The organism is Mesorhizobium sp. USDA 3734, from assembly GCF_056279665.1.
The window spans coordinates 6,234,428-6,246,073 of record NZ_JBWCCW010000001.1; the positions used below are offsets into that span (position 1 = coordinate 6,234,428).

General features: G+C 62.5%; 12 protein-coding genes. 7 read left to right on the forward strand and 5 right to left on the reverse strand.

Going from position 1 to position 11,646, the window contains the following annotated elements:
* Window positions 1-6 precede the first annotated feature (6 nt).
* From imm45 to ACZ89F_RS29755, 3 genes are all read left to right on the forward strand, one after another.
* The gene (imm45, locus tag ACZ89F_RS29745) at window positions 7-381 is read left to right on the forward strand and encodes an Imm45 family immunity protein (protein WP_476095697.1); all 375 of its coding nucleotides are present in this window, start codon (window positions 7-9) and stop codon (window positions 379-381) included.
* Entirely contained in the window at window positions 359-1,333 is a 975-nt protein-coding gene (locus ACZ89F_RS29750) for a WD40 repeat domain-containing protein (protein WP_476095699.1), read from the forward strand. The genes imm45 and ACZ89F_RS29750 overlap by 23 nt, the downstream gene beginning before the upstream one ends.
* A gap of 99 nt (window positions 1,334-1,432) precedes the next feature.
* Window positions 1,433-2,242, forward strand: coding sequence for a hypothetical protein (locus ACZ89F_RS29755; RefSeq protein WP_476095701.1), 810 nt, complete (start codon window positions 1,433-1,435; stop codon window positions 2,240-2,242).
* 49 nt (window positions 2,243-2,291) lie between these two features.
* Here ACZ89F_RS29755 and ACZ89F_RS29760 read toward each other — a convergent pair whose 3' ends face one another.
* Complete coding sequence (locus ACZ89F_RS29760; RefSeq protein WP_476095702.1) at window positions 2,292-2,744, reverse strand: hypothetical protein; 453 nt, start codon at window positions 2,742-2,744, stop codon at window positions 2,292-2,294.
* A gap of 155 nt (window positions 2,745-2,899) precedes the next feature.
* On the opposite strand from ACZ89F_RS29760, the gene ACZ89F_RS29765 reads away from it, so the two are divergent.
* From ACZ89F_RS29765 to ACZ89F_RS29780, 4 genes are all read left to right on the forward strand, one after another.
* Complete coding sequence (locus ACZ89F_RS29765; protein WP_476095704.1) at window positions 2,900-4,279, forward strand: aspartate aminotransferase family protein; 1,380 nt, start codon at window positions 2,900-2,902, stop codon at window positions 4,277-4,279.
* 32 nt (window positions 4,280-4,311) lie between these two features.
* Complete coding sequence (locus tag ACZ89F_RS29770) at window positions 4,312-5,697, forward strand: glutamine synthetase family protein (protein ID WP_476097429.1); 1,386 nt, start codon at window positions 4,312-4,314, stop codon at window positions 5,695-5,697.
* An 86-nt stretch (window positions 5,698-5,783) separates the two neighbouring features.
* Window positions 5,784-7,019: a putative DNA modification/repair radical SAM protein gene (locus ACZ89F_RS29775; RefSeq protein WP_476095706.1), complete on the forward strand. Its 1,236-nt coding sequence runs from the start codon at window positions 5,784-5,786 to the stop codon at window positions 7,017-7,019.
* A gap of 2 nt (window positions 7,020-7,021) precedes the next feature.
* Window positions 7,022-8,482: a UdgX family uracil-DNA binding protein gene (locus ACZ89F_RS29780; RefSeq protein ID WP_476095708.1), complete on the forward strand. Its 1,461-nt coding sequence runs from the start codon at window positions 7,022-7,024 to the stop codon at window positions 8,480-8,482.
* Between the two features lie 18 nt (window positions 8,483-8,500).
* On the opposite strand, the gene ACZ89F_RS29785 is transcribed toward ACZ89F_RS29780, so the two are convergent.
* The 4 genes from ACZ89F_RS29785 to ACZ89F_RS29800 form a co-directional block, all read right to left on the reverse strand.
* Window positions 8,501-9,121 carry a hypothetical protein gene (locus tag ACZ89F_RS29785; protein WP_476095710.1) on the reverse strand — a complete coding sequence of 207 codons (621 nt, stop codon included), beginning with the start codon at window positions 9,119-9,121 and terminating at the stop codon, window positions 8,501-8,503.
* Complete coding sequence (locus tag ACZ89F_RS29790) at window positions 9,118-9,732, reverse strand: hypothetical protein (RefSeq protein WP_476095711.1); 615 nt, start codon at window positions 9,730-9,732, stop codon at window positions 9,118-9,120. The genes ACZ89F_RS29785 and ACZ89F_RS29790 overlap by 4 nt, the downstream gene beginning before the upstream one ends.
* A 142-nt stretch (window positions 9,733-9,874) precedes the next feature.
* Window positions 9,875-11,140 (reverse strand): glycerate kinase type-2 family protein, encoded by a 1,266-nt coding sequence (locus tag ACZ89F_RS29795; protein WP_476095713.1) that lies wholly within the window; start codon window positions 11,138-11,140, stop codon window positions 9,875-9,877.
* Window positions 11,137-11,640: a heme-degrading domain-containing protein gene (locus tag ACZ89F_RS29800; RefSeq protein ID WP_476095715.1), complete on the reverse strand. Its 504-nt coding sequence runs from the start codon at window positions 11,638-11,640 to the stop codon at window positions 11,137-11,139. Before ACZ89F_RS29800 ends, ACZ89F_RS29795 begins: the two co-directional genes overlap by 4 nt.
* Between the last annotated feature and the right edge of the window lie 6 nt (window positions 11,641-11,646).

The window sequence follows — 11,646 nt, forward strand, 5'->3', positions numbered from 1 at the left end:
CAACGAATGCCCCGTTTGCTCGATCTCGCCGATGATTTTCTGACCATCGGCGATGTCATCAGACTCTCCGAGAACTACGATCTTGGGCCGGATTCCGGCCCGGTCGATCTTCTGATCTTCGATCCCCGCGAAGACGAGGCCGGGCTCGGTCTCATTGTCACATCCGGCTACAAGGCAGGGCTGGTCTTCGCGGTGCTGCCCGAGGAAAGCCGGTACGAGAAAAAACCCGGGCTTTCGAGAACCTGGCTGATCGAAAACTGGGACAAATGGTTCGTCTTCACCTATCAAGGCGGCCCGGTTCCGATCGAGGAAACCGTTATCCTGCGCTGGAACGAACGAATGACCGTTGAGATTTGCCATGCCGACCGTCGCCCCGCTTGATCTCGAAGGCCACTGCGTTGCCGCGGTCTTCCTCGGCGACGTGCCGCATTTCGCGCTGGCTGACGGCGCGATCCACCGGCTCGACCATGGTCACAAGACGGTTCAGGCCAATGACGGGCTGCTCGCCGCCTTCCATGATGCGGCCAACGACCGGCTGATCACCGGCGGCGAGGACGGCAAGGTGTTTGCCGTGAAAGCGGGCGGCGAGGCCACGGAATTGACCAGTGCCGGAAAGAAATGGATCACCGGCGTCGCCGCAGGACCGCAAGGCGCCATCGCCTATGCCTCAGGCAAAACCGCCTTCGTGCGCTTTGCCGACGGCAAGACCCGAGAATTCATCCATCCGCGTTCCGTGGAGGGACTGGCGTTCTCGCCCAAGGGCATGCGCTTCGGCGTCGCCCGCTACAATGGCGCGACGCTGCATTTCCCGGCCGCCGAGGGCAAGCCGGTGGAGCTCGAATGGGCCGGCGCCCACACCGGCATCACCTTCTCGCCCGATGGCGCCTTCCTCGTCACCACGATGCAGGAAAACGCGCTGCACGGCTGGAAGCTCGCCGATGGCAAGCACATGCGCATGACCGGTTATCCCGGCAAGGTCAAAAGCCTGTCGTGGAGCGTGAAGGGCAAGTGGCTGGCGAGTTCCGGCGCGCCGGCGGCGATCGTCTGGCCGTTTTCAGGCAAGGACGGGCCGATGGGCAAGGCGCCGCTGGAGCTCGGCACGCGCGGCAACGCCATGGTGACGGCTGTCGCCTGCCACCCGAGCCAGGATGTCGTCGCCGTCGGCTATGATGACGGCATGGTGATGGCGGTGCGTTTTGCCGACGCCAGGGAAGTGCTGTTGCGGCGGCCAGGCAAGGGCGCCATCACCTCGATGATGTGGGACAAGGAAGAACGCCGCGTCGCCTTCGGCAGTGCCGCCGGCGACTGCGGCGTCATCGACATCACGGCCTGAAACCCGCGCCATCGGGGTCAAGCCCGACACCATGCTTGCGCGCTGCCCTTGTTGAGCGCATCCTCTTTCCGTTGGACAAGCTTCCGATGGGAGGAGACCTTGCCAAGCACGGTTACACTTCATGCCTGGGCAACGCCGGCATTTGTCAGCGGCTCGCCGGTCGACCATACCTGGGTCACCACCTACGACAACCAGCAGCACCACTATGCCAATGCAGCCGCTGTCGCCGCCGCCGGCAAGGACTACTGGTTCTGTTGGGGCAGCTATCATCCAACCGGTGGAACACCCGGTAATCCGACGGGAACTCTCGGTAAGCAGTCCGGGCATCTGGCGCTGGCGCAATGCCTTGTCCAGTCGAATGCGGATTCGGCGACAGTTCCTGCCGCCCAGGGAACCATACTGATCTACGGCATCGATGGCGTCTGCCACCAGCTTGCCAATCAGGTGCTCTACGCGACCACCGGGACGCGGCTGACGGTGAAGAAAGCGCGTGGTTATGGGGCGAGCAGCTTCCTATATGGGACCTATGGGCTGCGGCACGCGGCGTGGGCCAGCAAGATCCAGCATTGCTTGGGAACGAGTGCCCTGGCGGCCGGTGGAGCAGGCGGAGTGACCAAAATGCAAGGATTGCCCGACGATTTCGAGGAGCACGCACGATCGGTGCTCGGCGACGAGGAACCCGAACTGCTGGCCAAGCTCCTGTCGCTGAAGGGCGAGGTGCAGAATTTCACAGCGCAGCGAATTCCAGGCTTTGCGCCGCCAAGCCCGGAAACGATCAATGCGCGCAACCAGCATTTGCTCGATCAAGCAGCCTTGCTGCTTGGCCCCAAGCACTTCGAACGTGTGTTCGGCTTTCCGCCCGCCGAAAAGATCAATCTCGTCGATCCATCGGTGACCTCCCGGAAATAACGCGGCGCCGCTGTCATACCGTGTTTGCGCGCTGCCGCATCAGATCGATCTACTCGGCGCCGCAGGATACTGTCCCGCTCAGATTTGCGGGTTTGCCGTCGCCGTCCTTGTCACCCGTGCTGTCATAGACGGCAAGCGTGTACTGCCCGTCATAGACGCCTTCGTCTCTGGCCTTGGTCAGGATCGTCAGCTCGACATAGTCGTAGGCATCCGCGAGCTGACGCTCATGGTAGATGTTCAGCCGCAACTCCTTGCCGTCCAGCCAGTACTGGGTCAGGTTGGAATCCTCGAACACCGTCTTGCGCAGATGATCGCCAACCGGCCTCGCCTTGATTTCGAGGTCGCCGCGAAAATTGAAGGTCGGGCCGCCCATGCCCCTGGTGACGCCGGCGCCGACGTCGAATGTCACCGCCGCATCGTCGACGTCGCACCAGATGCCGCCGGATGCGAAAGCCGCGCTGGCCGACGACAACAGCGTTGCCACACAGATGATCGTCCGCATTTTTTGCCCCACCTCAATTCCCAGCCATATTGGCGCTGACTTCGGCAGCACGGTCAAGCGCCGCTGCCAGAGGCTGAGCCAACGCAGGATGGATGCGCGGCCAATTGCGGATGCGGACACGGATTGTCTAAGAGGGACAGACCAGAGGGGTTTTCATGCATAGCGACACGTCCAAGACGTCCATTGGCGGCATCGGCCGCGACCGCATTGCCGATCTGCGCGACACCGAGGGGGCGGCTTTCCGCAAGGCGCGGCCGAAATCACTGGCGAAGGTCGGCAACGGCCTGCCCGGCTTCTTCGGCGGCGTGCCGATGCACTGGATGAACGACTGGCCGACGCCGTTTCCGATCCTGGTCGACAGCGCCAGGGGCGCGACCATCATCGACATCGACGGTATCAGGCTCGACGATTTCTGCCTTGGCGACACCGGCTCGATGTTCGGCCATTCGCCGCCGCCGGTGGCGCGCGCCATACGCCGCCAGGCCGGACGCGGCCTGACCTATATGCTGCCTTCGGAAGACGCGCTCGCCATCGGGCCGCTGCTGCAGCAGCGTTTCGGCCTGCCGTTCTGGCAGATCGCGACGACGGCGACCGACGCCAACCGCTTTGCGTTGCGCGTTGCCCGCGCCATCACCGGCCGGGCGAAGATCCTCGTCTTCAATGGCTGCTATCATGGCTCGGTCGACGAGACGATGGTACGGCTGATCGATGGCAAGCCCGTCAACCGGCCGGGATTGGCCGGCGAATTCCGCGACCTGACCCGTACGGCCAAGGTCATCGAGTTCAACGATGTTTCAGCACTCGAAGCCGTGCTCAGGGATAAGGACGTCGCCTGCGTCATCGCCGAACCGGTGCTGACCAATTCCTGCATGGTGCTGGCCGATCCGGGCTACCATGACGCGCTGCGCAAAATGACGCATCAGGCCGGCACACTGCTTCTGATCGACGAGACGCATACGATCTCGACCGGCCCCGGCGGCTACACGAGGAAGTATGGTCTCGACCCAGACTTCTTCGTGCTCGGCAAGCCCATCGCCGGCGGTGTACCGGCAAGTGTGTGGGGCATGAGCGACGACGTCGCCTCGCGCTACGCAGATTACAACAGGACCAAGGAGCCGGGCTATTCCGGCATGGGCACGACGCTCTCGGCCAACCCGCTGCAGTTCGCGGCGATGCGCGCCACGCTCGAAGAGGTGATGACCAGTGAGAATTATGACCGGATGGATCATCTGGCGCGGCGGCTCGATGCCGGGCTGACCGGGGTGATCGATCGCTACCGCCTGCCCTGGCATGTTTCCCGTGTCGGCGCCCGCGTCGAGTTCATCTGCGCGCCGGGTCCGCTGCGCAATGGCGCCGAGGCGGAACTGGCGCATGCACCGGAACTGGAGGCTGCCATTCATGTCGCGCTGGTCAATCGCGGCGTGCTGATCGCACCCTTCCACAACATGATGCTGATCTCGCCGGCGACATCAGATGCCCAGGTCAACCGGCTGATCACCGCCTTCGGCGCGGTTGCGGCAAAGCTTGCGGCATGAGACAAGCGGCGATGGACCACCCCAATGCCATGATGACCTCACCTTCGGGCTCGACACCCGCCGAGGCGCAAGCCTTTCTCGACGCCCATCCCGAGATCGAAGCCTTCGATATCGTGCTGACCGATGCCAACGGCGTCGGCCGTGGCAAGATCGTGCGCCGGCATGAGCTGAAGAGCATTTTCGAGGGCGGCCGCCATATGCCGATCTCGATCCTCGGCCTCGACATCACCGGCGAGGATGTGCACGAGACCGGGTTGATCTGGACGACCGGCGACGGCGACCTCAGGGCATGGCCCATCCCCGGCACGCTGGTGCCGCTCTACGGCACAAATCCGCCGCGTGGCCAGCTGCTGATGGCGATGTATATGCTCGACGGCCGGCCGATGTCGTCGGACCCCCGGCTGGCGCTGGCGAGGCAAGTCGATATCCTGGCGGCCAAGGGTCTCTACCCGGCCGGTGCCTTCGAGCTGGAATTCTTCCTGCTGGCCAATGAGCGCGATGCCGACGGCAAGGTGCAGCCGGCGCGCGCCGTGCTCGATGGCCGAGTCTCGGGCAAGACCGAAGTCTACTCCGTCGACCATCTGCATGGCATGGAGCCGCTGTTTTCCGACATCTATGCGGCGGCCAAGGCGCAAGGCATTCCGGCCGAAACGGTGATTTCCGAATATGCGCCCGGCCAGTACGAATTGACGCTGAACTACCGCAAGGACGTGATGCGGGCGGCCGACGATCTGGTCATGTTGAAGCGCCTTGTGCGGGCGCAGGCGCGCCGCCACGGCGTCACCGCCTGTTTCATGGCCAAGCCGATCGAGAAATATGCCGGCTCGGGCATGCATTTCCACGTCTCGCTACAGGACAAGGCCGGACGAAACGTCTTTGCCGAATCCGGCGGCGAGAGCTGGTCGCTGCCATTGTTGCAGGGGCTCGGCGGCCTGATCCAGACGATGGCGGAATCGATGCTGGTGTTTGCGCCGCACGCCAATTCCTGGCGGCGCTTCGTCTCGCAATCCTATGCGCCGGTGGCGCCGACCTGGGGCGTCAACAACCGCTCGGTGGCGCTGCGCGTGCCGGCGGGCGATGCCAAGAACCGGCGCATCGAGCATCGCCCATCCGGCGTCGACGCCAACCCCTATCTGATCGCCGCGACGGTGCTGGCCGGTATCATCAAAGGTCTGGATGAGGGTCTCGACCCTGGCCCGGAAACGACCGGCAATGGCTACGAGGCGGCGGTCACGCGCACGACCATGCCGGTCGACTGGCGCGCCGCCATCGAGGCGGCCAGGGCGTCCAGCTTCCTGAAGGGCGCGCTCGGCGAGGACCTGCACCGGACCTTCGTGGCGATCAAGCAGTCCGAGTATCTGCGCGTGGCGCGCACGGTCAGCGAGTTGGACTACCACCTCTATCTGCACGAGGTTTGAGGGGTTCATGATGGGCGGCGATCACTTTTTCGCCGCCTCCATCGAATGAGGTAGCGCATCTTCTGCTTAGAACATATCATGAACATATGAGCGCGCTCCCCGTCCGAGAAAAGCTGGCGATCCTGTCCGATGCCGCCAAATACGATGCCTCCTGCGCCTCGTCCGGTGCGGCGAAAAAGGATTCGCTGAAATCCGGCGGCATCGGCTCCACCGAAGGCATGGGCATCTGCCATTCCTATGCGCCGGACGGCCGCTGCATTTCGCTGTTGAAGATCCTGCTGACCAATTTCTGCATCTACGATTGCAGTTATTGCATCAACCGCTCGTCCTCGAATGTACGGCGCGCCCGCTTCAGCATCGACGAGGTGGTGAAGCTGACCATGGATTTCTACCGGCGCAATTACATCGAGGGCCTGTTCCTCTCTTCGGGCGTCATCCGCTCACCGGACGAAACCATGGGCGAGATGGTCGAGGTGGCCCGGCGATTGCGGCTGGAGGAGAAATTCTCCGGCTATATCCATCTGAAAACCATACCTGAAAGTTCGACGGAACTGGTCGAGAAGGCAGGGCTTTATGCCGACCGGCTGTCGATCAATGTCGAGTTGCCGACCGACGAGGGTGTGAAGCGGCTGGCGCCGGAAAAGAAGCCGGAAACGATTCGCCTTTCCATGGCCAGGTTGCGCCAGAAAATGGAGGAGAAGGCCGAGCCGACACTGAGGACCAAAAAGCGCGAACGCTTTGCGCCGGGCGGGCAATCGACGCAGATGATCGTCGGCGCCGACAAGACCTCCGACGACGGCATATTGCACACCAGCGCGCGGCTCTATAGCAGCTATCATCTGCGGCGCGTCTACTACTCGGCCTTCAGCCCGATCCCGGATTCGTCGTCGTCCCTGCCGCTGCAGAAACCGCCGCTGATGCGCGAACACCGGCTTTATCAAGCCGATTGGCTGATGCGCTTCTATGGATTTTCACAGCCGGAGATCCTCGCCGGCAGCGGCGACGGCATGCTCGACCTCGCCATCGACCCGAAGCTGGCCTGGGCGCTGCGCAACCGGGGGCAGTTTCCGGTCGACATCAACCGCGCCGACCGCGAGGCGCTGCTGCGCGTTCCGGGTCTCGGCACCAAGGTGGTTGCAAAAATCCTGGAGACTCGCCGCCACCGGCGGATGCGGCTGGAAGATGTCGGGCGGATTTGCCAGTCGATTGCCAAGCTCAGGCCGTTCATCATCGCCGAAGGCTGGTCGCCGGGAACGCTCACCGACAAGGGCGGCCTGCGCGACACGATCGTGCACTCCTGCGAACAGCTGTCGTTGTTTTGACCATGCAGCCGGCTGAGTTCGATCTTACCAGATACAGCGTGCGGCTCGACAGCGAGACCGATTTTGCCGGCTGGCGCGACGCAGCACGGCGGCTGGCGCTGAATGAGATCAAGCCCGAGGATATCAGTTGGCATGTCGCGCCCGACTCCAGGCCCGATTTGCCCGAAGTGCCTGGGGGCGCACAGATCGTCGTGCCGCGCGACTTCATCGGGCATGCGGAAACCGCCTTCTGCCATTCCGATCCCACCCGGTTCGCATTTCTGTACCGGATGCTTTGGCGATTTCGCGACGAGCCGAAACTGCTGGAAATAGCATCGGATCCCGACACCAGGCGTCTCGAGGCCATGGAAAAGGCGGTACGGCGCGACAGCCACAAAATGCATGCCTTCGTGCGCTTCCGAAAGATCGGCGACGGCGCCGATGAACGCTACGTCGCCTGGTTCGAGCCGGATCATTTCATCGTCGAGCGGAACGCCGATTTCTTCGTCAGGCGTTTCACCGGCATGCGCTGGACGATTCTGACGCCCTATGCCTCCGCCAACTGGGATGGCGAAAGGCTGGCGATCGGACCGGGTGCGGCCAAGGACGATGCGCCTGATCAGGACGATACTGAGGCGCTGTGGCGAACCTATTTCGAGAACATCTTCAACCCGGCACGGCTGAAGGTGAAAGCCATGCAGAAAGAGATGCCGAAGAAATATTGGCGGAACCTTCCCGAGGCCTCGCTCATTCCAGACATGATCGCAGGAGCGGACAAGGCCGCCAAAGACATGATTGCCAGAATGCCTACAGCACCCGCGCCGCACCACGCCAAGGTGCAGGCACTCCATTGGCCGAAGCAACAACTAGGCGAGACAGCACAGGACGATGGCGCAAGCACCATTTCCGAACTGCGCGAGGCTTCGAAAGGTTGCCGCCGCTGCCCGCTGTGGCGCGACGCGACGCAGACCGTGTTTGGCGAAGGGCCGGACAATGCCAAGGTGATTTTCGTTGGCGAACAGCCGGGCGATCAGGAGGATCTCGCCGGCAAACCTTTCGTCGGCCCCGCTGGCAAGGTGTTCGATTCGATCCTCGATGAAGCCGGTGTCGACCGCCAAAAAGTCTATGTCACCAATGCGGTCAAGCACTTCAAATTCGAGCCGCGCGGCAAGCGCCGCATCCATTCCAAGCCGAATACCGGCGAGGTTCAGGCCTGCCGCTGGTGGATCGATCGGGAATTCGAGCTGATCAAGCCGGATATCGCCGTAGCGCTTGGTGCAACGGCGGCGTTGTCGCTGCTGGGCAAGGCGGTTCCGGTGACAAAGATGCGCGGCCAGGTGATCGAGCGCGAAGACGGCCTGCGCGTCTTCATCACCATCCACCCGTCCTTCATCCTGCGCATCCATGAGCCGGCGGACAAGGAAGCCGAACGCGACCGGTTCCTGCACGACATGAAGCAGGTCAAGCGGCTGATGGTCGGCTGAAAACGGCCCTCGGACAAATCAGCCTTTTGCGGCGCGCAGGATTGCCATGCGGTGGGCCGCCCCGCGCGTTCGCTGCGTGGTTTCGATCGAGGAGGTGCGGCAGAAGACAAGGAACGCGTCGACCAGGAAACCGTTGTCGCGTTTTCCGACGCCGGCATACTCGAACTCCACCACATTGGATCCGGGAAAAGTTCGTCGCGGTTCGCCTCGCGGCGGAGCGATGGTCTCGCCAATGTCGATCGATGCACGCACAAAGGACCCGAAGTGGCGCCCGGCCAGCCGAGAGCCCCACCTAAGGGTCCAGTCGTCCCGGTCCTTCGTGACATCCAGCATGGGATTTTGCACTTCTGCGGTCAGATCGTCCGCCGCAATCAGGTATCGATCCGCACCACAAGGAGCGATGATCGCGGCTACCCGCTTGTGCCCGGTGATTTCGACGCGCCTGCGTACCAGGGTCGTCGTCGCAGCGTCACGTGGCATTTCGAAATACGTGTCGGCAATTTCGTATCGCCGATAGGAATAGCCTGACAGGCGTTCTCTGAGAAACGTATGTACCGCGGCGGTTGCCGACTCAGGAAAAAGGAACGAGACTTCTATGTTGCGGGCAATGATCCCGACTTCTGGACCCGGGGACGTCATTTGCGGGTCAGCAGAATCGTCCCCTTCGACGAATACCCCGCGCCCTGTTTCGAATTCGCATCCGTATAATACCACCCCTCGGCCCGGCCGCGATTCAAGAAGGTCAGCACCGCCGTTCCATAATGGTCGTTCTTGCCGTCTTTCATGCAACGGTAGAGATACTTGATCCGGCTCTTGCCCGCGCTGTCCTGGTCATAAGCCATCAGCACAGCGTTGCTGGTGAAGTTACCGCCGGACACCGATTCCATGTCGACCTTGTTAAGGGTCTGGCGGATGTTCATGGTCATCGGGATTGGTTGCGGCAGTTGTTCGGCCGTTATTGTGCCTTCCCAGACGCCATCGATGATCGGAAGGTCGAAAAGCTTCAATCGGGAAAAGAGCCGCCAAACGTAGGAGCTGTACAGGAAATAGATGATGCCAAAAACCGCGAAATAGCCGATGGGGTCGATAGTCTGAGCGATGATGCCGTAATTTCCTGTAAAATATTTCGAATATATATAGGTGTCGGCTAAACTTCTTGCCAGAAGGAACGCTGGTACGCTCAGTATCGCGATGCTGACCACCTCTTTGATATTGGTCGCATCACGTCTTTCGTTGATAAAAGGGACCATATGTCAAAGCCCACCCTAAGCTTGCCCAAGCTTTTGGACTCTGCCTTAGAGGTCGGCGCATTTCAAGGGGGCGGACAAGTATGGCGGCGGTCGGTGAGGCACCGACTTGAAGAACGACGCCCGAGGTGGGCTGGCCAAAACGTTACCGGACAAGAACCGCCCTGAGATCATTCACATTCGTGCCGGTCGGGCCGGGTACGAAAAGATCGTCGACCGCATTGAACGCCGTCCAGGCGTTGTTGCCGGCCAGCATCGCCTTGGCGTCGACCCTGGCGGCGCGCATGCGCGAGACGGTCGAGCCGTCAGCGAAGGCGCCAGCATTGTCTTCAGAGCCGTCTATGCCGTCAGTGTCGGCCGCCAGCGCATGGATATTTTCCATACCGCTGATACCGATGGCGAAGGCGAGCAGGAATTCCGAGTTGCGGCCGCCTTTGCCTTTTGCCCGCAACGTCACCGTTGTCTCACCGCCGGACAGGATCAGCACCGGCTTCGAAAATGGCCGATTGCGCGTCGCCACTTCGCGCGCGATTGCCGCATGCACGCCGCCGACCTCGCGTGCTTCGCCTTCAATGGCATCAGAGAGGATGACAGCTTCGACGCCTTGCCTTTTCGCTTCTGCCGCCGCTGCTTCGAGCGAAACGCCGGCCGAAGCGATCAAGTGTACCTCGTTGCGTGAAAAGCGCTCATCATCCGGGCTTGGTGCGTCGGCGGCCGGCGAATTGATGTGAGCCATCACCGCAGCCGGCAGTCTCATGCCATAGGCTGATATCGACGCCAGCGCGTCTGCGCGGCTGCCTGTGTCCGGTACTGTCGGGCCGGAGGCGACCAGCGCCGGATTGTCGCCAGGAATGTCGGACACGACCAGCGACACCACCTTGGCCGGCCAGGCGGCGGCGGCCAGTCGGCCACCCTTGATGGTGGAAAGGTGCTTGCGGATGGTGTTCATCGCCGCGATCGGCGCGCCGGAGGCGAGCAGCGCCTCGTTGACGGCGATCTCGTCGGCGAGCGTCAGGCTGCCAGCGGGCGACGGCAGCAGCGCCGAGCCGCCACCCGAAATCAGCGCCACGACCAGATCGTCCGCCGTCAGTCCCTGGACCCTGGCGAGCAGGCGCCGCGAGGCTTCGAGCCCGGCGGCGTCCGGTACCGGATGCGCCGCCTCGATGATCTCGATGCGCTCGCAGGTCGCGCCATAGCCGTAACGAGTGACGACCAGCCCTTCGATGGGGCCGTCCCAGGCCTTCTCGAACGCCGCCGCCATCTGCGCCGAGCCTTTTCCCGCGCCGATGACGATGGTGCGGCCCTTGGGCTTGGCCGGCAGATGATCCCTGATGGTTCTTTCCGGATCCGCGGCGGCGACGGCCGCGTTGAAGATGGAGGTGAGGAAGGTTTTGGGATCGAGCACGGTCATTCGGTTTCCCGAGGCAATGCCAGGCCACGCTTGTCGACGCCCAAATGATCGCACAACGCATCGACCACGACGCCGTGATCCTCGCGCTCCGGCAGTCCGGAGACGGCGATCACACCAATGACGCCGGCGCCCTTGACCGTCACCGGAAAGCCGCCGCCAGCCAGCACATAGTCCAGAATGTCGAGGCCCTCGCCAACCTTGAAGGTGCGGTCGGAGCGCTGCTGTTCCAGCACCATGCGATAGGTGCTTTTCAGGAACCGTTTGACGACATTGATCTTGCGCCGCGCCCAGTCGGGATTGGAAGCGTTCGAGCCCGGCAGCGCGGCATAGAAGAGCGGCCTATCGAAGGTCCTGATGTCGACGATAACAGGCAGGTTCTCGGCCAGCGCGCGATCGCGGATGGCTGAACCGATCTTGAACGCAACGGCCTCGTCGAAGGCGGCGAAGACCAGGACTTCTTCCTGTCTCTTGATCAGAGCGATGTCGTCAGCAACGGCCATGTCGTT